This is a genomic window from Streptomyces sp. NPDC041124 (assembly GCF_055592385.1).
In genome coordinates this window covers 653,417-679,606 of sequence record NZ_JBVIYR010000004.1, presented here as the reverse complement: position 1 = coordinate 679,606, position 26,190 = coordinate 653,417, and the positions used below count along the sequence as shown (strand labels likewise).

The window sequence follows — 26,190 nt, the reverse complement described above, 5'->3', positions numbered from 1 at the left end:
TTCGATCGACCAAGTGGAGTCCTAGTTGGGAGGGCGCGTGGCGATGGAGGCCGGCCCTCGCGACACCGCACACGGCACCGAACACCTCGCCACCGAGCGGGGTGCGCCGGAGCAGGAAACCGACCGTCTCAGCCCCGACGGGCCGGAGGAGACGCAGGGCGGTGTGACCGACGACGGGCCGGACCCGGACGAGAGGTTCACCGCCGGCGAAGAGGTCGAGGTGGAGCTGCGCCCGCAGCGCAGGCTGCGCATGTGGCAGCTGGCGCCCATCGTCGGACTCGCCGCGCTCGGCTCCCTGATGTTCGCCTTCCCGCTCGCCTTCGACTTCGGCGACAGCGGTGCCGTGATCGCGATGCTGGGCCTGCTGATCTGCTCCTGCGCCGCCGGCTGGGGGATGATGGCCGCCCGCAAGGTGGGATACACCCTGCCGGGCCTGTCGGCCCGGGGCTCCGGACGCACGTCCGACTGGCGGGTCGTGGCCGCCTACGCCGTGATGGTCGCCGCCGTGGTGGCCCTGGCGGTCTGGCGGGTCGCCCGGCTCCGCTGACCCCGCGCGGCCCCACGGACCACCGGCGGCCACGCGCCGTCACCCTCACCCCGTACGATCGAGGGATGAGCACGCGGATCGCCTTCCTCAAGGGGCACGGCACCGAGAACGACTTCGTGATCGTCCCGGACCCCGAGAACGCCATCGACCTGCCCCCGGCCGCCGTCGCCGCCCTGTGCGACCGCCGCGGCGGCATCGGCGGCGACGGTCTGCTGCACGTGGTGCGGTCCGCGGTCCACCCCGAGGCGCAGGACATGGCGGCCGAGGCCGAGTGGTTCATGGACTACCGCAACGGCGACGGCTCGATCGCGGAGATGTGCGGCAACGGAGTGCGCGTGTTCGCGCGCTACCTCGAGCGTGCCGGACACGTGTCCGCGGGAGACATCGCGGTCGCCACCCGCGGTGGTGTGAAGACCGTGCACATCGCCAAGGAGGGCGACATCACCGTCGGCATGGGCCGGGCGCTGCTCCCCGCCGGTGACGTGACGGTGAGCGTCGGCGGGCGCAGCTGGCCCGCGCGGAACGTGAACATGGGCAACCCGCACGCCGTCGCCTTCGTGGACGACCTCGCCCACGCGGGCGATCTGATCACCCCGCCCCCGTACAGTCCGGCCGCCGCCTACCCGGACGGGGTGAACGTGGAGTTCGTCGTCGACCGCGGCCCGCGGCACGTGGCGCTGCGGGTTCACGAGCGCGGAGCGGGCGAGACCCGGTCGTGCGGCACGGGCGCGTGCGCCGTCGCCGTGGCCGCCGCCCGCAGGGACGGCGCCGACCCGGCCCTCACCGGCACCCCGGCGACGTACACCGTGGATGTGCCCGGCGGCACCCTCGTGATCACCGAACGGCCCGACGGCGAGATCGAGATGACCGGACCGGCGGTGATCGTCGCCGAGGGCGTGATCGAGACGGCATGGCTGGAGAACGCCCTCGGCTGAAGCGGGGCGCGGGCGCGGTATCCCAGCCTCCGGCCCGCCCGGCCACCGCATCCGCAGGGCCGAAGGGAGCCCCGGCTGCGAGATCACGGCAGACCGCCGAAGCGTTGGCGTGAAAGCGACCTCCGGCCGCCCTTCGCTCGATGGAGTGATCCGTTTCACGCTCGGCCGGAGGCGGTCCGCTCGGCGGGGTCCGGCTCGGTAGCATCAAGCACCGGCCCGGACGGGGACGAACGCCGTCTCCTGAGCCCGAGTCCGCCCTGGGGCACACCGTCCGCCGGTCCACGCAGCCGGAGGTGCCCATGAACGCGGAGGCCGTGAATCCCGCGACCCCAGGCCCTGCGACATCTGGTCACGTCGCACCCACGGGAACACGCAGGAAGGCCCGCCCCCGGCTCGACCTGCGCCGTCTCGGCCGTGCCGCGCTGCTCGGCACCACCGCGCGCGACCGGCTCCCCGACGCCATCGGGCACGTCGTCGAGGCCCACCGCGCCCACCACCCCGACGCCGACCTCGAACAGCTCCGCCGTGCCTACGTGTTGGCCGAGTCCTCGCACCGCGGACAGATGCGCAAGAGCGGCGAGCCGTACATCACCCACCCGCTCGCCGTGACCCTCATCCTCGCCGAACTCGGCGCCGAGACGACGACGTTGACCGCATCGCTGCTGCACGACACCGTCGAGGACACGGACGTGACGCTGGATCAGGTCCGCGACGAGTTCGGCGAGGAGGTGCGCTACCTCGTCGACGGCGTCACCAAACTGGAGAAGGTCGACTACGGTGCCGCCGCCGAGCCCGAGACCTTCCGCAAGATGCTGGTGGCCACCGGCAACGACGTCCGCGTGATGTCGATCAAACTCGCCGACCGGCTGCACAACATGCGCACCCTCGGCGTGATGCGCCCCGAGAAGCAGGAACGCATCGCCCGGGTGACCCGGGACGTGCTGATCCCGCTCGCCGAACGCCTCGGCGTCCAGGCGCTCAAGACGGAACTGGAAGACCTCGTCTTCGCGATCCTGCACCCCGGGGAGTACGAGCACACGCGTGAGCTGATCGTCCGCAACGCGGCCCGTGCGGACGACCCGCTCGCCGACGTCGCCGACGACGTGCGCAAGGTGCTCCGCGAGGCGGACATCACCGCCGAAGTCCTCATCCGCCCACGGCACTTCGTCTCCGTGCACCGGGTGTCCCGCAAACGCGGGCCGCTGCGCGGTGCCGACTTCGGCCGCCTGCTGGTGCTGGTGAACGAGGACGCCGACTGCTACGGAGTCCTGGGGGAGCTGCACACCTGCCTGACGCCCGTCGTCTCGGAGTTCAAGGACTTCATCGCGGTACCGAAGTTCAACCTGTACCAGTCGCTGCACACGGCCGTGACCGGAGCGGACGGCCAGGTGGTCGAGGTCCTCATCCGCACCCACCAGATGCACAGGGTCGCCGAGGCCGGAGTCGTCGCCCTCGGCAACCCCTACGCCGCCCCGGAGGAGCAGTCCGCGAGCGACGGGGAGCGCGTCGACCCCACCCGGCCCGGCTGGCTCTCCCGGCTGCTCGACTGGCAGCGGGGCGCACCCGACCCCGACACCTTCTGGTCCACCCTGCGCGAGGACCTCGCCCAGGACCGCGAGATCACCGTCTTCCGCCCCGACGGGGGCACGCTGGGCCTGCCCGACGGGGCGACCTGCGTGGACGCCGCCTACGCGCAGTACGGCGAGGACGCCCACGCCTGCATCGGGGCCCGGGTCAACGGCCGGCTGGCGACGCTGAGCACCGTGCTGAGGGACGGCGACACCGTCCAGCTGCTCATGGGTCAGGACGCGGCCTGCGAACCCTCCAGGGAGTGGCTGGAGCACGCGCACACCCCGGCGGCGCGGATCGCCATCCAGCGCTGGCTGACCGCCCACCCCGCACGGGACGACACGGCCGCGGCGGACGCGGACACCTCGTCCCGGCCCCGCGCCGAGGACCCCGCCCCGCCGCAGTCGGACACCCCGGCGGCGACCTCCGGCCGTCCCGCCGCCGCCCAGGTCCTGACCGACCGGGCCGGCGCGCCCGTCCGGCTGGCCGGCTGCTGTACGCCCGTACCGCCGGACGAGGTGACCGGCTTCGCCGTGCGCGGGGGTGCGGTGACCGTGCACCGTGCGCAGTGCGCCGCGGTGGCGCGCATGAAGGGCGTGGGGCGGGCCGAGGTCGGTGTCCGCTGGGGGGAGAACGCCGAGTGCCGGGTCACCCTGGTCGCGGAATCGTTCGTCCGTCCGCATCTGCTCGCGGACCTCACCGAGGCCATGGCCCTCGAAGGCGCCGAGATCGTCTCCGCCACCGTCGAACCGCCGGACCGGCAGCAGGTCCGCCACACCTACACCGTGCAGCTGCCCGACGCCGCCCGCCTCCCCGCCCTGATGCGCGCCATGCGGGACGTGGCCGGGGTGTTCGACGTGAGCAGGGCCCAGCCGGGGGCCTCGGGCGCCTGACGGACGTACCGGGGGCGTCCGAGCGGTACGACTGTCCGATCGGGTGCGTCGGGCGCGCGCCGTCACCGTCGATGACGCGCGCGCTGATAGCCGTGGGGCATGCCGCTCACCCCTCACGCCCCCGCACCCCGCCGCCGGAGGGCGGCCACGGCGCTGCTCGCCTCCGCCGTCTCCGTCTGCCTGCTCGCCGCGAGCGACCCCGCCGTCCCGCTCGGCATCGGAGACCACCTCTTCCCCCACCTGGGCAACCCCGGCTACGACGTGCTCGCCTACGACATCGCCCTGACGTATTCCGGCCGCAACGACCGGCCGCTCGAAGCCGTCACCACGATCGACGCCCGCGTCACCGCCGACCTCGACCGGCTCAACCTCGACTTCGCCCACGGCACGGTCCGCTCGGTCGAGGTCGACGGACGCCCCGCGGCCTTCACCGGAGCCGGCGAGGACCTGGTGATCACCCCCGGGAACGGCCTCGGGAGGGGCGGGCAGACTCGCGTCACCGTCCGGCACACCAGCGACCCGAGGGCCGCCGGCCGGGAGGGCGGCTGGGTGCGCACCGCGGACGGCCTCGCCCTGGCCAACCAGGCCGACGCCGCCCACCTGGTCTTCCCCTGCAACGACCACCCGTCGGACAAGGCGCTGTTCACCTTCCGGATCACGGCCCCGGACGGCCACACGGCCGTAGCGAGCGGCCTGCCGGCCGACACCGACCGCACCCGCGGGGCCACCACACGCACGTACCGGACGCTGCACCCCATGGCGACCGAACTCGCGCAGGTCTCCATCGGACGTTCCACGGTCGTGCACCGCACCGGCCCGCACGGCCTGCCCCTGCGGGACGTCGTGCCCGCCGCCCACCGGGCGGAGGCCGAACCGTGGCTGGCGAGGACCCCCGGCCAGATCTCCTGGATGGAGGAGAGGGTCGGCCCCTACCCGTTCCCGACCTACGGCCTGCTCCTGGCCGACGCGTCCATCGGCTTCGCGCTGGAGACCCAGACGCTCTCCCTCTTCGAGCGGGACCTGTTCACCGACCCCTCCCTCCCCGCCTGGTACGTCGAGTCGATCATGGTGCACGAGCTGGCCCACCAGTGGTTCGGCAACAGTGTCACGCCCCGCACCTGGTCCGACCTGTGGCTCAACGAGGGACACGCCACCTGGTACGAGGCGCTGTACGCGCAGGAGCGGGGCGGCAGATCCCTTCAGGCCCGGATGAAGGCCGCCTACCAGGCCTCCGACGTCCGGCGGGCGGCAGGCGGACCGCCCGCCGCGCCCCTGCCCCCGGAGCCCGGCCGCAAGATCGGCATCTTCCGGCCGGGTGTCTACGACGGCGGCGCGCTCGTGCTGTACGCCCTGCGCCAGGAGATCGGCCGCGCCGCCTTCGAACGCCTGGAACGCGCCTGGGTCACCCGCCACCGCGACGGCAACGCCGGGACCTCCGACTTCGTCCGGCTGGCCTCCGAGACCGCCCGACGCGACCTGACCGGCTTCCTGCACCCGTGGCTCCACGGCGCCACCACCCCGCCGATGCCCGGCCACCCGGAATGGCGGACCTCGGCCCGGGACACCACCCCTGCGCGGCGGCCGGTACCGCCCGCGCATCGAGCGGGCGCGAGCCGGGAATAACACGATGACGAGACGAGCCGTGCCGTGCGACCATCGTCAGGTCCGCACAGCGCGGGCACGGGAATCTCCCGGGCCGCCCGGACGTTGTGCACAGTGACGGAAGGTCCTCCCGCAGACCGGCTCCGTCACACACGGTTCACCACGACGTAAGGACCCAATGACCTCCTCTTCTTCCCCTTCCCAGGACACCAAGCGTTTCGCGCACAGCCATCCCGAAGGTCTTCGGGCCGATGCCCTGATGGAAGAGGACGTCGCCTGGAGCCTCGAGATCGACTCGGACCGGGACGGCGACCAGTTCGACCGCTCCGAGCGGGCGGCGCTGCGTCGTGTCGCCGGCCTCTCCACCGAGCTCGAGGACGTCACCGAGGTCGAGTACCGGCAGCTCCGCCTGGAGCGCGTCGTACTCGTCGGAGTGTGGACCTCGGGGACCGTGCAGGACGCGGACAACTCCCTAGCGGAGCTCGCCGCCCTCGCGGAGACGGCCGGCGCCCTCGTCCTCGACGGTGTGATCCAGCGCCGGGACAAGCCCGACGCCGCCACCTACATCGGCTCCGGCAAGGCCGAGCAGCTGCGTGACATCGTGCTCGACACGGGCGCGGACACCGTCATCTGCGACGGTGAGCTCAGCCCCGGCCAGCTGATCCACCTCGAGGACGTCGTCAAGGTCAAGGTCATCGACCGTACGGCCCTGATCCTCGACATCTTCGCCCAGCACGCCAAGTCCCGAGAGGGCAAGGCGCAGGTCGCGCTCGCGCAGATGCAGTACATGCTGCCCCGGCTGCGCGGCTGGGGTCAGTCGCTGTCCCGGCAGATGGGCGGCGGCAAGGGCGGCGGGCTCGCCACCCGCGGCCCCGGTGAGACCAAGATCGAGACGGACCGGCGGCGGATCCGCGAGAAGATGGCGAAGATGCGCCGTGAGATCGCGGAGATGAAGACCGGCCGCGAGATCAAGCGCCAGGAGCGCCGCCGCAACAAGGTGCCGTCCGTGGCCATCGCGGGCTACACCAACGCCGGCAAGTCCTCGCTGCTCAACCGCCTCACGGGCGCGGGCGTCCTGGTCGAGAACGCCCTGTTCGCCACCCTCGACCCGACCGTGCGCCGGGCCGAGACCCCGAGCGGCCGGCTGTACACGCTGGCCGACACCGTCGGCTTCGTCCGGCACCTGCCGCACCACCTGGTCGAGGCGTTCCGCTCCACGATGGAGGAGGTCGGCGACGCCGACCTGATCCTGCACGTAGTGGACGGCTCGCACCCGGTCCCCGAGGAGCAGCTCGCCGCCGTGCGCGAGGTGATCAGGGACGTCGGCGCCACCGGCGTGCCCGAGATCGTCGTGATCAACAAGGCGGACGCGGCCGACCCGCTGACCCTTCAGCGGCTGCTGCGGGTGGAGAAGCGCTCCATCGCCGTCTCGGCCCGCACCGGCCGGGGCATCGAGGAGCTGCTCGCGCTCATCGACAACGAGCTGCCCCGCCCCTCGGTGGAGATCGAGGCGCTCGTGCCGTACACCCACGGCAAGCTGGTCGCCCGCGCCCACGACGAGGGCGAGGTGATCTCCGAGGAGCACACCGCGGAGGGCACCCTGCTCAAGGTCCGGGTGCACGAGGAGCTGGCGGCGGAACTCACGCCGTTCGCCCCCGCCGCGGCCGGCTGACCCGCCCGGCACGGAAGAAAGGCCCTCCCCGCGCTCACCGCGGGGAGGGCCTTCGTGCGCTTCCGGATCACCGGCCGGTTCCAGCCGCCGTCCTGCCGGGCTTGTCGCTCGCCCCGTCCTTCTCGCTGCCGCCGCACGCGGTGGCGGTGAGCGCCAGGACGGCGGCCGGCGCGGTGGCGGCGAGGACGGTGCGACGACGTACGTCCTCGCCCGTGGGGAGCGGGCGTGCGTGCGGAACGCCTGCCACGATGACCCCCGTGGGTACGAACGAACAGTGTGCCGCGCCCCGGTCCGGTCCGGGAGCGCGGCGGCACCCGGACCGGACCGCCGGTCACCGACCGGCGAACTTCCCGCTGACCGCGTCGTACACGCCCTTGGCCTCGTCGCCGAGACGCGGGCCCGCCAGCCAGCCCGACGTCACCGGGCCGATGGAGGTGTTGGACACCAGGGCCGGCTTGCCGTCCGAACCCGTCGTGACCCAGCCGCCACCGGACGAACCCGCGGTCATGCTGCACCCGATGCGGTACATCGTCGGGTCGTCCGCGGCGAGCGACAGCCGGCCGGGCTTGTCCGCGCACCGGTACAGCGTCTCGCCGTCGTACGGCGCGGCGGCCGGGTAGCCGGTCGCCGTCATCTCCTGCATGTCGGTCACCGCGGGAGCGGCGAAGTCCACCGGCAGCGCCGAACCGACCGTCTCCTCCAGCGACTTGCCGTCGCCGCCCTTCTCCGGCGTCACATGCATGACCGCGAAGTCGTACGAGGCGCCGTCACCACCGGTGGCGCCGCCCTGCTCGATCCACTGGTCCGAGGTCTGCACCCAGTCGCCCCACCACACACCGTGCGGAGCGTAATCCTCCTTGGACGCGCCCTTGAGCTCCTGCGCCGACTTGCCCGCGTCGTTGTACGACGGCACGAAGGCGATGTTGCGGTACCAGCCGCCCTTCTTGCCGGCGTGCACACAGTGGCCCGCCGTCCACACCATGTTGGACTTGCCCGGGTTGGCCGGGTCCTGCACCACGGTCGCCGAGCAGACCATCGTGCCCTCGGGGGAGTCGAAGAACACCTTCCCCGCTTCGGGCGCGTTGGCCCGGTACGACGCCGGAACGGCCTCCGCCCGCACCGGCTGCGGCGTGGGGTCGGTCACGCCCTGGTCGCCGGAGATGTCGCTCTCGTCGACCTCCTGCTCCGGCTGCTCGGCGTCGCGCATGCGGTCCGGGTCCCACAGGTCCTCGATGATGGGATTGACGTAGTCCTGCGCCTCACGCAGCCAGTCGTCCTTGTCCCAGTTCTTCCAGGCGCCGTCCCGCCACTTGTCGATGTCGATCCCGTGTTCCTTCAGCCGGTCCCTGAGGTCGGAGGGGATCTGCAGCTTGCCGTCGTCGGCCGCCGCGGTGGTGGAAGCGTCGGCGCTCACGTCGGTGTCGCCCGAGCCGCAGGCGGTGACGGTGAGGGCGAGCGCGGAGACGAGGGCCACGGAAGCCAGCACGGGGGAGGTTCTGCGCCGGGCCCGCCCCTCTCGGCGAACAGTGGACGACGGCCGTATGGATCGCATGATCTGACTCCCCCTGAGATGAACGAACATGGTGCTGCGGCCGTCCTCACACCCGAGAACCGCATGGAGTTCGCAGGCGCTCCCACGGCCGCCGGGAACGGCACCACACACTATGCGCTCGCTGTGGGGGACACCCGACGGAACGGCAACGGTTCGGCTACAAGCCACCTGACCTGGTCGGTCGTCAGGCAGACCACCGGTCCGGAGCGCCATGGCCGCCGGGCGGCCGCCCGGCCCGGCCGAGGAAGCCGCGGCGACCCGTAACCCGGTGCGCGGCCCGCTGTTGGTAGCGGTGGGGGTCCGCCGTCCGCAGGCGGAGCCCTGCCCGTCGATGCCTCGCCCCCTCATCACGCACGAGGTCCCGCCTTGCACACGTCCCCCGCCCCGGCCGCCCGCACCGACTCACCGCTCCCGCACCAGGAGGCGAAACCGCCCGGCACCACCCGGCTCCGGGGCGGCGGGGGCGGCGCCCCCTGCCCGCTGGAACAGCCCGACCCGCGCCGGGTGGCCCAGGCGGCGGCCGGCGAGAACCTCCTGCGCTGCTGGGTACGGGAGTTGGACCTCCCGGCACCGGGCGGTGACGTCCTGCGGATCCCCCTGCCCGCGAGCGGCACGGCCCTGCTCGTCCCCGTGCTGTACTGGTCACCGGCCGGTCTGCACCGCTTCGGGCCGCCCCGCCTGGCCGGCGCCCCGGATCCTGCCCCGCCACTGGACGCCGTCGCACTGGCCGCGCTCCTGGCGAGGGAGACCGCCGTCGCCGCGGCCCCGTCGCGTCCGGTGGGCGGAGACAGCACCGACCTCACCTCGCGCGTCGCCGACTCCGTCCGCCGTGTCACCGCCTTCGTCACCGCACGGCGCGAGCACCCGGACGACCACCCCGACCTCTTCCTCGCCGCCGAGCAGGCACTCGTCCTCGGGCATCCGCTGCACCCGGCCCCGAAGAGCCGCGAGGACCTCTCCGACACCGAGGCCGAACGGTACTCACCCGAGCTGCGCGGCTCCTTCCCGCTGCACTGGCTGGCCGTAGCCCCCTCGCTGCTCGCCGCCGACTCCGCGTGGACCGAGCGCGGACGCCCCGTCGCCGCACCCCGCCTGACGGAACGGCTCGCCGGCCCCGGCCTGCGCCTGCCCGACGGATACGCGGCCCTGCCCGTCCACCCCTGGCAACTGGGCCAGGTCCGTCACCGCCCCGACGTCGCCGGACTGCTCGACGCCGGGCTGCTCCGCGACCTCGGCGGCCACGGCGCCCCCTGGCACCCCACCTCGTCCGTGCGCACCGTCCACCGCACCGGCGCCCCGGCCATGCTCAAGCTGTCACTGGCCCTGCGCATCACCAACTCCCGCCGGGAGAACCTCCGCAAGGAACTCCACCGCGGCGTCGAGGTCCACCGGCTGCTGCGCACCGGGCTGTCCCGGCAGTGGCGGGCCGCGCACCCCGGTTTCGACATCGTCCGCGACCCGGCCTGGCTCGCCGTGCAGCGGCCCGGCGGCGACCCCCTGCCCGGACTGGACCTGGTGATCCGGCACAACCCGTTCGGGCCGCACGACGACGTCGCGTGCGTCGCCGGACTCCTCTCGCCGCGCCCCCGCCGCGGCGGAGCCATGAGGTCCCGGCTCGCCGAGATCGTCCTGAGCCTCGCCGCCCGGACGGGGCGGCCGCCCGGGGCCGTCGCCGCCGAGTGGTTCCTGCGCTACCTCGAACACGTCGTGCGGCCCGTGCTCTGGCTGGACGGAGCGGCTGGCGTCGCCCTGGAGGCGCACCAGCAGAACACGCTGGTCCTGCTGGACACCGACGGCTGGCCCGCGGGCGGCCGCTACCGGGACAACCAGGGCTACTACTTCCGCGCGTCCCGGCGCACGGAACTCGACGCCCGGCTGCCCGGCATCGGCGAGCACAGCGACACCTTCGTCCCCGACCACGTCACCGACGAACGCTTCGCCTACTACCTGGGCATCAACAACGTCCTCGGGCTGATCGGCGCCCTCGGCTCCCAGCACCTCGCCGACGAACGGCTGCTGCTCGCCGCCTTCCGCCGGTTCCTGACCGAGGTCCAGGCAGGACCGGCCCGCACCCGCGGCACGCTGCCCGCGCTCCTCCTGGACTCACCCGTCCTGCGCTGCAAGGCCAACCTGCTGACCCGCCTGCACGGCCTCGACGAACTCGTCGGCCCGGTCGACACCCAGTCCGTCTACGTCACCATCGCCAACCCACTGCACCCATGACGGTCCGCGAGCTCTCCGGCTGGGGCCCGGCCACGACGCCCGCGGGCCCGTTCCGGCTCGTCCCCGTCCGGGCCGAACGAGACCTTCCCCTGCTCACGCGGTGGATGAACGACCCGGCCGTCGCCGCGTTCTGGGAACTGGCCGGGCCTCCCGACCGGACCGCCGACCACGTCCGGGCCCAGCTCACCGGCGACGGCCACAGCGTCCCCTGCCTGGGCCTCCTGGACGGCACGCCCATGAGCTACTGGGAGATCTACCGCGCCGACCTCGACCCCCTGGCCCGCCACTACCCGGCCCGGCCCCACGACACCGGCCTCCACGTCCTCATCGGTCCGGCCGGCGACCGGGGCCGGGGCCTCGGGGGGATCCTGCTCAGGACCGTCGCCGATCTCGCCCTCGACCACCGGCCCTCCTCCGCCCGGGTCGTCGCGGAACCCGACGTGCGCAACGTCCCTTCCGTCACCGCGTTCCTCAAGGCGGGCTTCCGCTTCTTCGCCGAGGCCGATCTGCCGGCCAAGCGGGCCGCCCTCATGGTCAGGGACCGGTCCCTGCGCCATGTGCTGTAACCCTCCCCTCCACGCCCCCGGGCACGTCCCTCCCCGACCCGACCGAGGAGACCTCGTCTTGATCGCATCCCCCTCCCTCGCCGTGATCGCACGAATGTCAGTGCCGGGCCGTAGGGTGGTCGCGCTATGACGAAGCCCTCACTCCCCGAACTCCTGCACGCCGCCGTCGCCGCCGTCGGCGGCACGGAGCGCCCCGGCCAGGTGACCATGGCCGAAGCCGTCGCCGAGACGATCGACGACGGCGGCCATCTGCTGGTCCAGGCCGGCACCGGCACCGGAAAGTCCCTGGGCTACCTGGTGCCCGCGCTCGCACACGGGGAGCGTGTGGTGGTGGCGACGGCGACCCTGGCCCTGCAGCGCCAGCTCGTCGAGCGGGACCTGCCTCGCACGGTCGAGTCGCTGCATCCGCTGCTGCGCCGGCGCCCGGAGTTCGCGATGCTCAAGGGCCGCTCCAACTACCTGTGCCTGCACCGGTTGCACGAGGGCGCGCCGCAGGACGAGGAGGAGGGGCTGTTCGACCAGTTCGAGGCGGCGGCCCCCACCAGCAAGCTGGGCCAGGACCTGCTGCGCCTGCGCGACTGGTCGGACGAGACGGAGACCGGCGACCGGGACGACCTCACGCCGGGTGTGTCCGACCGGGCCTGGTCCCAGGTGTCGGTGTCGTCGCGGGAGTGCCTCGGTGCCACGAAGTGCGCGTACGGAGCCGAGTGCTTCGCCGAGTCCGCCCGCGAGCGCGCCAAGCTGGCCGAGGTGGTCGTCACCAACCACGCCCTGCTCGCCATCGACGCCATCGAGGGCGCCCCGGTGCTGCCGCAGCACGAGGTGCTCATCGTCGACGAGGCCCACGAGCTGGTCTCCCGGGTCACCGGGGTCGCCACCGGGGAGCTCACTCCCGGGCAGGTCAACCGGGCGGTGCGGCGTGCGGCGAAGCTGGTCGACGAGAAGGCGGCGGACCAGCTCCAGACCGCCGCCGAAGGGTTCGAACGGCTGATGGAGCTGGCCCTCCCGGGCCGCCTGGAGGAGATCCCTGAGGACCTCGGCTACGCGCTCATGGCGTTGCGCGACGCGTGCCGGACCGTCATCTCCGCGATCGGCGGCACCCGCGACCGGTCCGTCCAGGACGAGGACGCGGTCCGCAAGCAGGCACTGGCCTCGGTGGAGGGCGTGCACGACGTGGCCGAGCGGATCACCAACGGCTCGGAGTGGGACGTCGTCTGGTACGAGCGCCATGACCGCTTCGGGGCGTCGCTGCGCGTCGCCCCCATGTCCGTGTCGGGCCTGCTGCGGGAGAAGCTCTTCACCGACCGCTCCGTCGTCCTGACCTCCGCGACGCTGAAGCTGGGCGGCGACTTCAACGGTGTGGGGGCGTCGCTGGGGCTCGGCCCCGAGGGCGTCGAGGGCGACGACCTCCCGCAGTGGAAGGGGGTGGACGTCGGCTCACCGTTCGACTACCCCAGGCAGGGCATCCTGTACGTCGCGAAGCACCTGGCCCGCCCGGCCCGTGACGGGGACCGCGCGGACATGCTGGACGAGCTCACGGAGCTGATCCAGGCGGCGGGCGGCCGCACCCTGGGGCTTTTCTCCTCGATGCGGGCCGCGCAGCTGGCCGCCGAGGAGCTGCGCTCCCGCATTCCGGAGTTCCCCATCCTCCTCCAGGGCGAGGAGACGCTCGGCGAGCTGATCAAGAACTTCGCGGCCGACCCGAAGACCTGCCTCTTCGGCACGCTGTCGCTCTGGCAGGGCGTCGACGTGCCGGGCCCCAGCTGTCAGCTGGTGGTCATGGACAAGATCCCGTTCCCGCGTCCGGACGATCCCCTGATGAGCGCCCGCCAGAAGGCCGTGGAGGAGGCGGGCGGCAACGGTTTCATGGCGGTCGCCGCGACCCACGCCGCGCTGCTCATGGCGCAGGGCGCCGGCCGTCTCGTCCGCGCGTCGGGGGACCGGGGCGTGGTGGCCGTACTGGACCAGCGGCTGGCCACCGCCCGCTACGGCAGCTATCTGAAGGCGTCACTGCCCGATTTCTGGTACACCACGGACCGCAACCAGGTCAGGAAGTCGCTCGCCGCCATCGACGCTGCGGCTGTGCGCGCGGAGACCGAGGAGGAAGCCGGGGCACGGGAGCGGACCGGCGCGGAGTGATTCCGGTGGTGTGCCGTGTCGCCGGCGGCACACCACCGTCACGTGATGCCGGCGGGGCGGTCCCGACAGGATCGTCACGTGGCGCCGGCCGGGATCCGGACAACACAGGACCCCGGAACCGGCGCAGGGGTTCCGGGGCCCGGTCAGGGAGCGGGGCCGAGGCCGGTCCCGCGCTGTGCTCAGACGCGGCGCAGTACGGCCACCACCTTGCCGAGGATGGTCGCGTCGTCGCCGGGGATCGGCTCGTAGGCGGCGTTGTGCGGGAGGAGCCACACATGGCCGTCCTCGCGCTTGAAGCGCTTGACGGTCGCCTCGCCGTCGAGCATCGCCGCCACGATGTCGCCGTTCTCCGCGACCGGCTGGCGGCGGACCGTGACCCAGTCCCCGTCGCAGATCGCGGCCTCGATCATGGAGTCGCCCACGACCTTGAGCACGAACAGCTCGCCGTCCCCGACGAGCTGCCGCGGCAGCGGGAAGACGTCCTCGACGGACTCCTCGGCGAGGATCGGACCACCGGCGGCGATACGGCCGACCAGCGGTACGTAGGAGGCGGCCGGCTTGCCAGCGGTGTCGGTGGGCTGCACGGAGGCGGCCTGGTCGGAGCCGCGCACCTCGTAGGCACGGGGGCGGTGTGGGTCGCGGCGCAGGAAGCCCTTGCGCTCGAGCGCCATGAGCTGGTGTGCCACCGAGGAGGTGCTGGAGAGTCCCACCGCCTGGCCGATCTCGCGCATCGACGGCGGGTAGCCCCGTCGCTGCACCGAGTCCCTGATGACCTCGATCACCCGGCGCTGGCGGTCGGTGAGTCCGGAACTGTCCGCCCGGATGCCGGGAGGTCGGCCCGGCAGGGAGCGCTTGGGCCCCTCGGGATGCACGGCTTCGTTCATCGCGTGCACCGGCTCGAGCCGGCCCTGGGAGTGGTCCTGGGCGGTGATGGCGGCACTGTCTGCGGTGGTGGTCACGTCGGCCCCTCTCGATGGTCTCCCTGCAGCACAACGGTAGATGCTTTCGAAAGGTTGCGCCAAACACACGTTCGAGTGAAAAATCGCGAATTGCGGTACGCGAGCTTTCGCCGAGGTGTATCGGTCGCCACGCTTCCGGCCGGACAAACGGGCCTATTGTTGTACTCTTCACCGCCGAGGCGATGACCTTGCGGGTTGTCGGCCCCAGTCTGCCATCGGGCGCCCCCGTGAGCGGGAAGCGGCCCCGGCTTCCTCCCCGAGTCGCATGCCTCCTCCTCTTCGGGGCAGGGGTACACCCTGTCGCACGGCGCCCGGTTCCGGTGCGTAAGTGACACGCGTGCAGAGCGTGAATGTATGAGCCAATCCCCACATCTAGTGGTTGGATTGCGGCAGCAGCCCAGAAGTTGTGGTCCCCCGGGTCTTCGGGCCCTCCGCGATCGCCTATGCTGGTGCTGCTTCGTGAGGCTCCTGAGGGCCTGCGAGGCCATCGAGTCTGCTGTGAGGAGGGTTGGGAGTTCATGCACTGCCCCTTCTGCAGGCACCCCGACAGCCGTGTCGTCGACAGCCGTACGACCGACGACGGCACGTCGATCCGCAGGCGCCGCCAGTGTCCGGACTGCTCCCGTCGTTTCACCACCGTGGAGACGTGTTCGCTCATGGTGGTCAAGCGGTCCGGGGTCACCGAACCGTTCAGCCGCACCAAGGTCATCAACGGTGTGCGCAAGGCCTGCCAGGGGCGGCCCGTCACCGAGGACGCCCTCGCCCAGCTCGGCCAGCGGGTCGAGGAGGCGGTGCGGGCCACCGGGAGTGCCGAGCTGACCACCCACGACGTGGGGCTGGCCATACTCGGCCCGTTGCAGGAACTCGACCTCGTCGCCTACCTGCGGTTCGCGTCCGTCTACCGGGCGTTCGACTCGCTGGACGACTTCGAGGCCGCGATCGCGGAACTCCGGCGTGCGGAGCGGCCCGCCGAGGGCGACGGGGACGGCGTCGGGGCCGTTCCGGGGAGCCAGGAAGAAGACGGCGGGTCCGGGGAAACCGTCCAGGTTCCCCGGCCCGCTCCCGCCGCCGGCTGACCGGCGGGCCGGCCCCGGGCGTCAGGACACGGGGACCGGCCGGGCGGCGGCGATGAGAAGACCCGTTGCGGGCAGGCGAGTGGGCGCCCGCAGCACCAGACAGAACACCGTGCCACGGGAACAATCGGGGCACTTCAGGGCGTTTTCGCCCGTACCAGGGAGGCGGCATGACAGAGACGGCGAGCGGTCCGGCACGGAGTTCCCGAGCCAAGGGCAACAAGACCGGCAAGGGGCTGCGGGTCGAGCGCATCCACACCACCCCGGGAGTCCACCCCTACGACGAGGTGACCTGGGAACGCCGTGACGTCGTCATGACCAACTGGCGCGACGGCTCGGTCAACTTCGAGCAGCGCGGCGTGGAGTTCCCCGACTTCTGGTCGGTGAACGCGGTCAACATCGTGACCAGCAAGTACTTCCGCGGTGCCGTGGGCACCCCGCAGCGCGAGACCGGCCTCAGGCAGCTGATCGACCGCATCGTGAAGACGTACCGGAAGGCCGGTGAGGACTACACGTACTTCGCCTCGCCCGCCGACGCCGAGATCTTCGAGCACGAGCTGGCGTACGCCCTCCTGCACCAGATCTTCAGCTTCAACAGCCCCGTGTGGTTCAACGTGGGCACGCCCCAGCCGCAGCAGGTCTCCGCCTGCTTCATCCTGTCCGTCGACGACTCCATGGAGTCGATCCTCGACTGGTACAAGGAAGAGGGCATGATCTTCAAGGGCGGCTCCGGAGCCGGCCTGAACCTTTCCCGGATCCGCTCCTCCAAGGAGCTGCTCTCCTCCGGCGGCAACGCCTCAGGACCGGTCTCCTTCATGCGCGGGGCCGACGCCTCCGCCGGCACGATCAAGTCCGGTGGCGCCACCCGCCGCGCGGCCAAGATGGTCGTCCTCGACGTGGACCACCCGGACATCGAGGACTTCGTCGAGACGAAGGTCAAGGAGGAGGAGAAGATCCGCGTCCTGCGCGACGCGGGCTTCGACATGGACCTGGGCGGCGACGACATCGCCTCCGTCCAGTACCAGAACGCCAACAACTCGGTCCGCGTGAACGACGAGTTCATGCGCGCGGTCGAGCAGGGCGGCAAGTTCGGGCTGCGCGCCCGGATGACCGGCGAGGTCATCGAGGAGGTCGACGCCAAGGCCCTCTTCCGCAAGATCGCCGAGGCCGCGTGGGCCTGCGCCGACCCGGGCATCCAGTACGACGGGGTCATCAACAACTGGCACACCTGCCCCGAGTCCGGCCGGATCACCGCGTCGAACCCGTGCAGCGAGTACATGCACCTGGACAACACGTCCTGCAACCTGGCCTCGCTGAACCTGATGAAGTTCCTCAAGGACGACGGCCTGGGCAACCAGTCCTTCGAGACCGAGCGCTTCCAGAAGGTCGTCGAGCTGGTCATCACCGCGATGGACATCTCGATCTGCTTCGCGGACTTCCCGACCGAGAAGATCGGCGAGAACACCCGCGCCTTCCGCCAGCTCGGCATCGGCTACGCCAACCTCGGCGCCCTGCTGATGGCGACCGGCCACGCCTACGACTCCGACGGAGGCCGCGCCCTCGCCGGTGCCATCACCTCCCTGATGACCGGCACGGCGTACCGGCGCTCCGCCGAACTCGCCGCGATCGTCGGCCCGTACGACGGCTACGCGCGCAACGCCGACGCCCACAAGCGCGTCATGAGGCAGCACGCCGACGCCAACGGCACGGCCGTGCGCATGGACGACCTGGACACCCCGGTGTGGGCCGCGGCCACCGAGGCATGGCAGGACGTGGTCCGCGTCGGCGAGAAGAACGGCTTCCGCAACGCACAGGCGTCCGTGCTCGCCCCGACCGGCACCATCGGTCTGGCGATGTCCTGCGACACCACCGGTGTCGAGCCGGACCTGGCGCTGGTCAAGTTCAAGAAGCTCGTCGGCGGCGGCTCCATGCAGATCGTCAACGGCACCGTCCCGCAGGCCCTGCGCCGCCTGGGCTACCAGGAGGAGCAGATCGAGGCGATCGTCGCCCACATCGCCGAGAACGGCAACGTGATCGACGCCCCCGGCCTCAAGCCGGAGCACTACGAGGTCTTCGACTGCGCCATGGGCGAGCGGGCCATCTCCCCGATGGGTCACGTCCGCATGATGGCCGCCATCCAGCCCTGGATCTCCGGCGCCATCTCCAAGACGGTCAACATGCCGGAGTCGGCGACCGTCGAGGAGGTCGAGGAGATCTACTTCGAGGCCTGGAAGCTCGGCGTCAAGGCGCTCGCGATCTACCGCGACAACTGCAAGGTCGGCCAGCCGCTCTCCGCGAAGACCAAGGAGAAGGAGAAGGCCGAGGTCACCGAGAAGGCCGAGGAGACGATCCGCGCCGCGGTCGAGAAGGTGGTCGAGTACCGCCCGGTCCGCAAGCGTCTCCCCAAGGGCCGTCCCGGCATCACCACCTCCTTCACGGTCGGTGGCGCCGAGGGCTACATGACCGCCAATTCCTACCCGGACGACGGTCTCGGCGAGGTCTTCCTGAAGATGTCCAAGCAGGGCTCCACCCTCGCCGGCATGATGGACGCCTTCTCCATCGCCGTCTCCGTGGGCCTGCAGTACGGCGTGCCGCTGGAGACGTACGTCTCGAAGTTCACCAACATGCGCTTCGAGCCGGCCGGCATGACGGACGACCCGGACGTGCGGATGGCGCAGTCGATCGTCGACTACATCTTCCGCCGCCTGGCGCTGGACTTCCTGCCCTTCGAGACGCGCTCCGCGCTCGGCATCCACTCCGCCGAGGAGCGTCAGCGTCACCTGGAGACCGGTTCGTACGAGCCGTCCGACGACGAGCTGGACGTCGAGGGCCTCGCCCAGTCGGCGCCGCTGGCCCAGGAACTGAAGGCGGTCGCCGCACCGAAGGCCGAGGCCGAGGCGGTCAAGCCCGCCCCGAAGCAGGCCCACACCAGCGCCGAGCTGGTCGAGATGCAGCTGGGCATCCAGGCGGACGCCCCGCTGTGCTTCTCCTGCGGTACGAAGATGCAGCGGGCCGGTTCCTGCTACATCTGCGAGGGCTGCGGCTCGACGAGCGGCTGCAGCTGACATCAGGAACAGTCCGGGCACGAGAGTGCCCGGTCAGGGCGGTGGCGCCGGTTCCGGCGCCACCGCCCTCGGCGTGTCCGGGACACCGGCCGGCCGCGTGCGCCCCGTCGGGGAGGTCTCGGGGTTGGTTCGGCATCACGCAGCCAATCGCGGTGCGCTACGTCGGCCTGGCCCATCCGGAGAAGATCTCCCAGAGGCCCGGGTGACGGCTGATGCGAGGGAGACAGCCGCGGGGCCGTCCGGAGCTTCCGGACGGCCCCGCCAACGAGTACCGCTCAGACCGGGACGGCAGCGGTCGCCGGCTCGGTTTCTGCCGCACCACGGGCGGCGAGGTAGCGCTCGGCGTCCAGGGCCGCGGCCGCGCCGGTGCCGGCCGCGGTGATTGCCTGGCGGTAGGTGTGGTCGACGACGTCGCCGGCGGCGAACACCCCGGGCAGGCTGGTGCGCGTCGTCGGGGCGGCGACGGTGATGTAGCCCTCAGCGTCGAGGTCGAGCTGGCCGGTGAAGAGCTCGGTGCGGGGGTCGTGACCGATGGCGATGAACAGCCCTGTCACGTCGAGGTCGCGGGTGGCGCCGGTGAAGACGTCGCGCAGGACGACGCCGCCGAGCATGCCGTTCGTCTCCTTGATCTCGGCGATCTCGCTGTCGAAGGCGAAGGAGATCTTGTCGTCGGCGAACGCCCGGTCCTGCATGACCTTCGAAGCGCGCAGGGTGGAGCGGCGGTGGACGACGGTCACGGACTTGGCGAAGCGGGTGAGGAAGGTGGCTTCCTCCATGGCGGTGTCGCCGCCGCCGACCACGACGATGTCGCGGTCGCGGAAGAAGAAGCCGTCGCAGGTCGCACACCAGGACACCCCGCGGCCGGACAGCTCGTCCTCGTTCGGCAGGCCGAGCTTGCGGTAGCCGGAGCCCGTGGCGGTGATCACCGTCTTCGCGCGGTGCACCGTGCCCGCGGAGTCGGTGAGGAGCTTGACGTCGCCGGTGAGGTCGACGGCCACGATGTCGTCGTCGATCATCTCGGCACCGAACTTCTCGGCCTGGGCCCGCATGTTCTCCATCAGGGCCGGGCCGTCGACGCCGTCGGGGAAACCGGGGAAGTTCTCGACCTCGGTCGTCGTGGTCAGCGAGCCGCCGACGAAGATGGAGCTGCCGAAGAGCAGGGGCTTCAGCTGGGCGCGGGCGGTGTAGAGGGCGGCGGTGTATCCGGCGGGGCCGGAGCCGATGATGATGACCTCGCGCACCTGGCCGGGCTGCGGCACGGAGCTCACGCCTCCTGCTCGGCGTCGATCTCGGCGATCAGGGCCTCGATGCGGGTCCTGATCTCATCGCGGATCGGGCGGACGGCGTCGACGCCCTTGCCCGCCGGGTCCTCCAGCGCCCAGTCGAGGTACTTCTTGCCGGGGAAGATCGGGCAGGCGTCGCCGCAGCCCATGGTGATGACGTAGTCGGACGCCTGGACGGCCTCGGTGGTGAGGATCTTCGGCTTGGCGTCGGTGATGTCCACGCCGACTTCGTGCATCGCCTCGACGGCGGCGGGGTTGACCTGGTCGCCCGGGACGGAGCCGGCGGAGCGGACCTCGATCCGGTCGCCCGCGAGGTGGTTGAGGAATCCGGCGGCGATCTGAGAGCGGCCGGCGTTGTGGACGCAGACGAAGAGCACGGAGGCGAGCGGGGCGGTGGACATGGGTTCTTCCTTCGGAATCGACGGGCGGTTCAGGTGGGCAGGGAGGACAGAAGGTCAGTGATGTGGGCGTCGATCGCGTCCCGGATGTCACGCACGGCGGTGAGCGGGGCGCCGTCGGGGTCGGCGACGGGCCAGTCCAGGTAGCGGCGGCCGGGCACGATCGGGCAGGCGTCGCCGCAGCCCATGGTGATGACGATGTCGGCGGCCCGGACGACCTCGTCGGTCAGCGGCTTGGGGAACGCCTCGGCGGCGTCGACGCCGGCCTCGGTGAGGACCTGCGCGATGAACGGCTCCACCTCGGCCGCGGGGTACGTGCCGGCCGAGGACACGGTGACCCGGCCGGCGGCGCGCTGTGTGAGGAGGGCGGCGGCGAGCTGGGAGCGGCCCGCGTTGTGGCTGCACACGAACAGCACACGCGGCAGCCCGCTGCCAGGGCCGTCCTGGACGTGGGCAAGGGCGTCAAGGCGTTCCGTGGTGAAGCGTTCGGCCAGCACGACCAGGTGCGTGTGCACCTGCGCGGTGGCGGCCAGCAGGCGGTAGGAGTCGGTGAGCAGCGACTGGACGGTCTCGGCGGAGAAGCGGCCGGCGTGCCGGGTGGCGAGACGGGTGACTCCGGCGGCCAGGCGCTGGTCGGGCAGGAGGGGTGGGGAGGAGGCGGACACGGGAGCTCCTTCGACGCGCCCAATAAGTCAGCCCGCGCTGGTATCAGCACGTGGTGATGTGACAGTATCAGGGCATGCTGACTTCAGTCGATCCTGATGTGATCCGGGTGTTGGGCGATCCGCTCCGCCTGAGAATCGTGACTCTGCTGGCGCGCGAGACGCTCTGCATGACGCACCTGGTCGAGGAGACCGGAGCCAAGCAGACCAACCTGTCCAACCACATGAAGGTGCTGCGCGAGGCCGGCCTGGTGGAGACCGAGCCCTGCGGCCGGTTCACCTACTTCAAGCTCAAGCCCGACGTCCTGGCCGGGCTGTCCGAGCAGTTCGCCGCGCTCGCCGCCTCCGCCCGTACCGCTTCCGGGAACAAGAGGGCCTGCCCGTGACCTCCACCGAGCCCACCACCGCCTCCGCTGAAGGCGCCGGCCCGGCCGGGGACGACTCGATCGTCAAGAAGCTCTCCACCCTCGACCGCTACCTCGCGGTGTGGATCCTGCTGGCTATGGCCGTCGGTCTTGGCCTGGGCCGACTGATCCCCGGTATGAACGATGCCCTGGCGAAGATCGAGATCGGGGGGATCTCCCTGCCGATCGCGCTCGGTCTGCTGGTCATGATGTACCCGGTGCTCGCCAAGGTCCGCTACGACCGGCTCGACCGCGTGACCAGCGACCGCAAGCTGCTCATCTCCTCGCTGGTCATCAACTGGATCGTCGGCCCGGCCGTCATGTTCGCGCTGGCGTGGATCTTCCTGCCGGACCTGCCCGAGTACCGCACCGGCCTGATCATCGTCGGTCTGGCCCGCTGCATCGCCATGGTCATCATCTGGAACGACCTCGCCTGCGGCGACCGCGAGGCCGCGGCCGTGCTGGTCGCGCTGAACTCGGTGTTCCAGGTCGTCGCGTTCGGCCTGCTCGGATGGTTCTACCTCGACCTGCTGCCGCGCTGGATGAACCTCGGCGACGGCCAGGGCCTGGACGTGTCCGTCTGGCACATCGCCCTGAACGTCATCATCTTCCTCGGCATCCCGCTGCTGGCCGGATTCCTCACCCGCCGCATCGGCGAACAGAAGATGGGCCGTACCGCCTACGAGGCGAAGTTCCTGCCGAAGATCGGCCCGTGGGCGCTGTACGGGCTGCTGTTCACGATCGTCATCCTCTTCGCCCTCCAGGGGAAGACGATCACCTCGCAGCCACTGGACGTCGTACGGATCGCGCTGCCCCTGCTGGTGTACTTCGCGGTCATGTTCTTCGGCACGTTCCTCCTCGGCAGGGGCCTCGGCCTCGCCTACGACCGCACCACGACGCTCGCGTTCACGGCTGCGGGCAACAACTTCGAGCTGGCCATCGCGGTCGCCATCGCCACCTTCGGCGTCACCTCCGGCCAGGCCCTGTCCGGTGTCGTCGGACCGCTCATCGAAGTACCGGTCCTCATCGGCCTGGTGTACGTCGCGCTTGCCTGGCGCAAGAAGTTCGCCGCAGACACCGTGACGACGGCCCCGTGAGCAGCACGTAGATGTGGTGGTGGCCGGCGGCGGCCGAGCGGGGCTCGCCGCCGGCCACCACCTGCGCCGTCAGGGCCTCGACTTCGTGATCCTGGACGCCGATCCGGCTCCGGGCGGGGCCTGGCAGCACATGCGGGACTCCCTGCACCTGTTCTCCCCGGCCGCAGCACCTTCACCGGACGGCAGCGCGCACCCGGCGGGAAGCTTCTCCGTCCACAACGGACGGAAAAGTAAAGGCAAGGAGGTTACCCACTCCTTGCCACTCTCAACTTATAGCGCACGGGGGGCCTTGCGGCAAGGCCCGGGTCGTGGCGCAGAATTCTTCGACCGAGGCCAGAACTTGGGGAAAACAGGTATTCGCGAAGAGCTTGCGCCTTTATCCACTGGGGATTCTGCGGGACGTGAAACCGCCGGTGGCACTCGCGGTTGGTTGCGGCACGAGGCGCGGAGGCCCGGGTGGGCGCACCGCCGGACTGCGTAGAGCAGCTGGCCGAAACGCAATCTCGTGGAATGGGGGGTTCATGATTGATGTGATCGTTACTGGCGGCGGACCGACCGGCTTGATGCTGGCCAGCGAGTTGCGGCTGCACGGCGTGCACGTGCTCGTGCTGGAGAGGGACGCGGAGCCGACCAGGATCATCCGCTCGCTCGGGCTGCACGCGCGCAGCGTCGAGGTGATGGACCAGCGCGGTCTGCTGGAGCGGTTCCTCGCGCTCGGCAGACAGTATCCGGTCGGTGGTTTCTTCGCCGCCATCATCAAGCCCGCGCCGGACCAGCTGGACACCGCGCATCCGTACACCCTCGGCATCCCGCAGACCACTACCGATCGCCTGCTTGCCGAGCGTGCCACCGAACTCGGCGTCGAGATCCGGCGCGGCCGCGAACTCGTCGGGCTGAGCCAGGACGAACACGGGGTGACCGCCGAACTTGCCGACGGCACGCGGCTGCGCTCGCGCTACCTCGTCGGGTGTGACGGCGGCCGCAGCACGGTGCGCAAGCTGCTCGGCGTCGGCTTCCCCGGCGAGCCCTCCAGGGTCGAGACGCTGCTGAGCGAGGTGGAGGTGACCGCGCCGCCGGACACGCTGAACGCCGTGATGGCCGAAGTCCGCAGGACCCACAAGCAGTTCGGCGTCATGCCCCTCGGGGACGGGGTGTACCGCATCGTCACGCCAGCCGAAGGGGTGGCCGAGGACCGCACGGTCCCGCCGACCCTGGACGAGCTGAAGCGGCAGGTGCGGAAGCTCGCGGGCACCGACTTCGGCGTGCACTCACCGCGATGGCTCTCGCGCTTCGGCGACGCCACCCGGCTGGCCGAGCGCTACCGGACCGGCCGGGTGCTGCTGGCCGGCGACGCGGCGCACATCCACCCGCCGGCCGGCGGGCAGGGGCTCAACCTCGGCATCCAGGACGCGTTCAACCTCGGCTGGAAGCTGGCCGCCGAAATCAACGGCTGGGCACCGGAGGGACTGCTGGACAGCTACCACACCGAACGGCACCCGGTGGCCGCCGATGTGCTGGACAACACCCGCGCGCAGATGGAGCTGATGTCCGTCGGGCCGGGTCCCCAAGCAGTGCGCCGGCTGGTGTCGGAACTGATGGACTTCGAGGAGGTGAACCGGTACCTGATGGAGAAGATCACCGCGATCGGCGTCCGCTACGACTTCGGCGAGGGGCACGAACTGCTCGGCCGACGGATGCGGGACGTGGGGCTGAAGCGGGGTCGCCTCTACGAGCTGATGCACGGCGGCCGCGGGCTGCTGCTCGACCAGACCGGCCGCCTCTCGGTGGCAGGCTGGGCGGATCGAGTCGACCACGTCGCCGACATCAGCGAGGAACTGGACGCGCCCGCGGTGTTGCTGCGGCCGGACGGCCACGTGGCGTGGGTCGGTGACGATCAGCAGGACCTGCTCGACCGGCTTCCCCAGTGGTTCGGCACTGCGGTCAGCTGAGCGCGCATGTGGTGCACGAAAGCCCACCGGGCCTGCCCGGACGGAGCGGGTACGCATGCAGATCCGCGCCTTCCGCGACATCGGGCCGTGAGCCGGGACCACCACACCCCGGCGTACGCGCCCGCGCCGAGGGCGGTGGTGCCGGACTTCCGGTCCCACCGCCCTCGGCGTTCCGCCGTGCCGGTCCGGGTTCCCAGTGCCCGTCCGGGTTCGCCGTGCCGGTCCGGGCTCGCCGGGACGGCCCCGGGTTCCGCGCGTCAGGCCCGGCGTGCGGCTCCCATCGCGCGGGTGAAGCCCGCCGGGTCGCCCTCGAAGCCCTGGACACCGAAGCGGAACTCCCAGGGGCCCTTCCCCTCGCGGACGAACTCCGCGACCGTGGCCGCCGTGGCCCCCGGGACTCCGCCGAAGTCGTCCTCGGCGAGGACGGTGTATCCCTCACGGATGCGCAGCCCCGGGCCGGCCACACCGGAGAACGTCCGCCGCGTCCGGTGCTGCTGTATGACCACACCGACCACCACGCGCGCGTACCGCTCGTCGAGCCGGTCCAGCTCCAGCGTCATGACCTCGTCGTAGCCGAAGCCCCGGCCGTCCTTGCTGTCCCGGTTCAGAATGATGGTGCCGTCGGGGGAGCGGCTGTCGAAGTGCACCACATAGGCGGGATCACCGTGTGGGTCGCCCGCCGGATAGGGCGCGGCGACGAGGTCCAGGTCGGTGGAGGGTTCGCCCGATGGACTCGGGTCCCACCGCAGTGCGATCTCGACCTTCCCGAAGCCCTTGCTGAGGCCGTTCACCAGTCTTCCCCTTCCCGTGACCGTCCTGCCCGGCTCACCCCAACTGCCGGACGTTCGTGGCAGGTTGTCCATCCTGCCATGTGCGCGGCGGCGGATGCCGCGAAGCAGTCCGGCCGAGGGTGACCGACGCCACGCCCCGGGGCCTTACGATGGCGCGGTGCTGGTCAAGTGGATTCGCTGCACCGTGGTGGACCGCCGCGGGTTCGAGCGGGGGCAGCGGAAGTGGGCGGGGCTTCTGGGGGAGCCGGGGTTTCGGGGGCAGGGCGGGGGCTGGAGCCGGGGACGGCCGGACGTGGCGCACGTCTTCTCCTTCTGGGAGAGCCGCGCCTTCTACGACTCCTTCATGGCACGCTCCCACGACCGGCTCGCCGCCACCCAGTCGGGCACCTTCAAGGACGCCCGGATCAGACTCTTCGACCACCGTTTCGACGTGAAGACCGGGTTCGAACCGCGCTTCACCGACGCCGACCTGCTCAGGGTGGCCCTGTGCCGGGTCCACGAGGAGCGGGCTGAACACTTCGTCCTGATGCAGGAGAAGGTCTGGAACCCGGCGATGGCCGGCTCGCCCGGCATGGTCCGGGGACTGTTCGGCGAGGCGCCCGGGCACGAGTTCCTGGTGCTGTCGATGTGGCGTTCGGCCGCCGAGCACGGCAAGTACCGCACCGAGCGGGTGGAGCGACTCGCCCTGCGGGCACAGACGGAGGCCGATGTCGCGGCCCTGGCGGGAGACATCGTCGACATGGAAGCGGCCTGGACGGTCTGAGCCCCGGAACACGGGTTCCGGCGCGCAATGGACGGGCCGCTTCCCGGG

At 71.4% G+C, this 26,190-nt stretch carries 21 protein-coding genes and 1 pseudogene; 15 read left to right on the top strand and 7 right to left on the bottom strand.

The window, feature by feature from the left end; translation table 11 throughout:
• Positions 1 to 43 precede the first annotated feature (43 nt).
• The 5 genes from ACZ6A9_RS14615 (at position 44) to hflX (ending at position 7,218) form a co-directional block, all read left to right on the top strand.
• Complete coding sequence (locus ACZ6A9_RS14615; protein WP_468984621.1) at positions 44 to 547, top strand: hypothetical protein; 504 nt, start codon at positions 44 to 46, stop codon at positions 545 to 547.
• Between the two features lie 65 nt (positions 548 to 612).
• Positions 613 to 1,482: a diaminopimelate epimerase gene (gene dapF / locus ACZ6A9_RS14610; protein WP_468984472.1), complete on the top strand. Its 870-nt coding sequence runs from the start codon at positions 613 to 615 to the stop codon at positions 1,480 to 1,482.
• A gap of 299 nt (positions 1,483 to 1,781) precedes the next feature.
• Positions 1,782 to 3,944, top strand: a complete 2,163-nt coding sequence (locus ACZ6A9_RS14605) for a RelA/SpoT family protein (protein WP_468984470.1) — start codon at positions 1,782 to 1,784, stop codon at positions 3,942 to 3,944.
• A gap of 99 nt (positions 3,945 to 4,043) precedes the next feature.
• On the top strand, positions 4,044 to 5,567 hold the full coding sequence (locus ACZ6A9_RS14600; RefSeq protein WP_468984467.1) for a M1 family metallopeptidase: 1,524 nt from the start codon (positions 4,044 to 4,046) through the stop codon (positions 5,565 to 5,567).
• Positions 5,568 to 5,724: 157 nt separating this feature from the next.
• Positions 5,725 to 7,218 (top strand): GTPase HflX, encoded by a 1,494-nt coding sequence (gene hflX, locus ACZ6A9_RS14595; protein WP_468984464.1) that lies wholly within the window; start codon positions 5,725 to 5,727, stop codon positions 7,216 to 7,218.
• A 67-nt stretch (positions 7,219 to 7,285) separates the two neighbouring features.
• Here the strand turns inward: hflX and ACZ6A9_RS14590 are convergent, their stop codons facing one another.
• Entirely contained in the window at positions 7,286 to 7,465 is a 180-nt protein-coding gene (locus ACZ6A9_RS14590; protein WP_468984462.1) for a hypothetical protein, read from the bottom strand.
• Between the two features lie 84 nt (positions 7,466 to 7,549).
• The gene (locus ACZ6A9_RS14585; protein WP_468984459.1) at positions 7,550 to 8,770 is read right to left on the bottom strand and encodes a trypsin-like serine peptidase; all 1,221 of its coding nucleotides are present in this window, start codon (positions 8,768 to 8,770) and stop codon (positions 7,550 to 7,552) included.
• A 366-nt stretch (positions 8,771 to 9,136) separates the two neighbouring features.
• Here ACZ6A9_RS14585 and ACZ6A9_RS14580 point away from each other — a divergent pair, with 366 nt between their 5' ends.
• The 3 genes from ACZ6A9_RS14580 (at position 9,137) to ACZ6A9_RS14570 (ending at position 13,698) form a co-directional block, all read left to right on the top strand.
• Positions 9,137 to 10,993: an IucA/IucC family protein gene (locus ACZ6A9_RS14580; protein ID WP_468984457.1), complete on the top strand. Its 1,857-nt coding sequence runs from the start codon at positions 9,137 to 9,139 to the stop codon at positions 10,991 to 10,993.
• Positions 10,888 to 11,559 carry a GNAT family N-acetyltransferase gene (locus tag ACZ6A9_RS14575; protein WP_468984618.1) on the top strand — a complete coding sequence of 224 codons (672 nt, stop codon included), beginning with the start codon at positions 10,888 to 10,890 and terminating at the stop codon, positions 11,557 to 11,559. The genes ACZ6A9_RS14580 and ACZ6A9_RS14575 overlap by 106 nt, the downstream gene beginning before the upstream one ends.
• Positions 11,560 to 11,685: 126 nt before the next feature.
• Positions 11,686 to 13,698 carry an ATP-dependent DNA helicase gene (locus ACZ6A9_RS14570; protein WP_468984454.1) on the top strand — a complete coding sequence of 671 codons (2,013 nt, stop codon included), beginning with the start codon at positions 11,686 to 11,688 and terminating at the stop codon, positions 13,696 to 13,698.
• Between the two features lie 179 nt (positions 13,699 to 13,877).
• Here ACZ6A9_RS14570 and lexA read toward each other — a convergent pair whose 3' ends face one another.
• Positions 13,878 to 14,657, bottom strand: a complete 780-nt coding sequence (gene lexA, locus ACZ6A9_RS14565) for a transcriptional repressor LexA (protein WP_468984452.1) — start codon at positions 14,655 to 14,657, stop codon at positions 13,878 to 13,880.
• Positions 14,658 to 15,175: 518 nt separating this feature from the next.
• On the opposite strand from lexA, the gene nrdR reads away from it, so the two are divergent.
• Positions 15,176 to 15,733, top strand: coding sequence for a transcriptional regulator NrdR (nrdR, locus tag ACZ6A9_RS14560; protein ID WP_468984449.1), 558 nt, complete (start codon positions 15,176 to 15,178; stop codon positions 15,731 to 15,733).
• Between the two features lie 167 nt (positions 15,734 to 15,900).
• Entirely contained in the window at positions 15,901 to 18,795 is a 2,895-nt protein-coding gene (locus ACZ6A9_RS14555; RefSeq protein WP_468984447.1) for a vitamin B12-dependent ribonucleotide reductase, read from the top strand.
• Between the two features lie 275 nt (positions 18,796 to 19,070).
• Here ACZ6A9_RS14555 and trxB read toward each other — a convergent pair whose 3' ends face one another.
• From trxB to ACZ6A9_RS14540, 3 genes are read right to left on the bottom strand one after another with little or no spacing between them, the layout of a single operon-like run.
• Positions 19,071 to 20,054 carry a thioredoxin-disulfide reductase gene (trxB, locus tag ACZ6A9_RS14550; RefSeq protein WP_468984615.1) on the bottom strand — a complete coding sequence of 328 codons (984 nt, stop codon included), beginning with the start codon at positions 20,052 to 20,054 and terminating at the stop codon, positions 19,071 to 19,073.
• 5 nt (positions 20,055 to 20,059) lie between these two features.
• Positions 20,060 to 20,479, bottom strand: a complete 420-nt coding sequence (locus ACZ6A9_RS14545; RefSeq protein WP_468984444.1) for an arsenate reductase ArsC — start codon at positions 20,477 to 20,479, stop codon at positions 20,060 to 20,062.
• 29 nt (positions 20,480 to 20,508) lie between these two features.
• Positions 20,509 to 21,141 carry an arsenate-mycothiol transferase ArsC gene (locus tag ACZ6A9_RS14540; protein WP_468984442.1) on the bottom strand — a complete coding sequence of 211 codons (633 nt, stop codon included), beginning with the start codon at positions 21,139 to 21,141 and terminating at the stop codon, positions 20,509 to 20,511.
• A 74-nt stretch (positions 21,142 to 21,215) separates the two neighbouring features.
• Here ACZ6A9_RS14540 and ACZ6A9_RS14535 point away from each other — a divergent pair, with 74 nt between their 5' ends.
• The 4 genes and pseudogenes from ACZ6A9_RS14535 to rox all read left to right on the top strand — a co-directional run bounded on the left by ACZ6A9_RS14535 (position 21,216) and on the right by rox (position 24,588).
• Positions 21,216 to 21,524, top strand: coding sequence for an ArsR/SmtB family transcription factor (locus ACZ6A9_RS14535; RefSeq protein ID WP_468984439.1), 309 nt, complete (start codon positions 21,216 to 21,218; stop codon positions 21,522 to 21,524).
• On the top strand, positions 21,521 to 22,639 hold the full coding sequence (gene arsB / locus ACZ6A9_RS14530) for an ACR3 family arsenite efflux transporter (RefSeq protein WP_468984437.1): 1,119 nt from the start codon (positions 21,521 to 21,523) through the stop codon (positions 22,637 to 22,639). Before ACZ6A9_RS14535 ends, arsB begins: the two co-directional genes overlap by 4 nt.
• A gap of 13 nt (positions 22,640 to 22,652) precedes the next feature.
• Positions 22,653 to 22,835: pseudogene (locus ACZ6A9_RS14525) on the top strand (NAD(P)-binding protein); the annotation flags it as partial.
• Positions 22,836 to 23,160: 325 nt separating this feature from the next.
• Entirely contained in the window at positions 23,161 to 24,588 is a 1,428-nt protein-coding gene (gene rox / locus ACZ6A9_RS14520; protein WP_468984435.1) for a rifampin monooxygenase, read from the top strand.
• A gap of 257 nt (positions 24,589 to 24,845) precedes the next feature.
• Here the strand turns inward: rox and ACZ6A9_RS14515 are convergent, their stop codons facing one another.
• Positions 24,846 to 25,379, bottom strand: coding sequence for a TerD family protein (locus ACZ6A9_RS14515; protein WP_468984432.1), 534 nt, complete (start codon positions 25,377 to 25,379; stop codon positions 24,846 to 24,848).
• A 157-nt stretch (positions 25,380 to 25,536) separates the two neighbouring features.
• On the opposite strand from ACZ6A9_RS14515, the gene ACZ6A9_RS14510 reads away from it, so the two are divergent.
• Entirely contained in the window at positions 25,537 to 26,142 is a 606-nt protein-coding gene (locus tag ACZ6A9_RS14510; RefSeq protein WP_468984430.1) for a YdbC family protein, read from the top strand.
• The last annotated feature ends 48 nt before the right edge of the window (positions 26,143 to 26,190 follow it).

Excerpts from the sequence above, each read along its gene's own strand:
- ACZ6A9_RS14615 (WP_468984621.1), top strand. The coding sequence starts at position 44 with ATGGAGGCCGGCCCTCGCGACACCGCACACGGCACCGAACACCTCGCC.
- dapF (WP_468984472.1), top strand. The coding sequence starts at position 613 with ATGAGCACGCGGATCGCCTTCCTCAAGGGGCACGGCACCGAGAACGAC.
- ACZ6A9_RS14605 (WP_468984470.1), top strand. The coding sequence starts at position 1,782 with ATGAACGCGGAGGCCGTGAATCCCGCGACCCCAGGCCCTGCGACATCT.
- ACZ6A9_RS14600 (WP_468984467.1), top strand. The coding sequence starts at position 4,044 with ATGCCGCTCACCCCTCACGCCCCCGCACCCCGCCGCCGGAGGGCGGCC.
- hflX (WP_468984464.1), top strand. The coding sequence starts at position 5,725 with ATGACCTCCTCTTCTTCCCCTTCCCAGGACACCAAGCGTTTCGCGCAC.
- ACZ6A9_RS14585 (WP_468984459.1), bottom strand. The coding sequence starts at position 8,770 with ATGCGATCCATACGGCCGTCGTCCACTGTTCGCCGAGAGGGGCGGGCC.
- ACZ6A9_RS14570 (WP_468984454.1), top strand. The coding sequence starts at position 11,686 with ATGACGAAGCCCTCACTCCCCGAACTCCTGCACGCCGCCGTCGCCGCC.
- nrdR (WP_468984449.1), top strand. The coding sequence starts at position 15,176 with ATGCACTGCCCCTTCTGCAGGCACCCCGACAGCCGTGTCGTCGACAGC.
- ACZ6A9_RS14555 (WP_468984447.1), top strand. The coding sequence starts at position 15,901 with ATGACAGAGACGGCGAGCGGTCCGGCACGGAGTTCCCGAGCCAAGGGC.
- ACZ6A9_RS14545 (WP_468984444.1), bottom strand. The coding sequence starts at position 20,479 with ATGTCCACCGCCCCGCTCGCCTCCGTGCTCTTCGTCTGCGTCCACAAC.
- ACZ6A9_RS14535 (WP_468984439.1), top strand. The coding sequence starts at position 21,216 with ATGCTGACTTCAGTCGATCCTGATGTGATCCGGGTGTTGGGCGATCCG.
- rox (WP_468984435.1), top strand. The coding sequence starts at position 23,161 with ATGATTGATGTGATCGTTACTGGCGGCGGACCGACCGGCTTGATGCTG.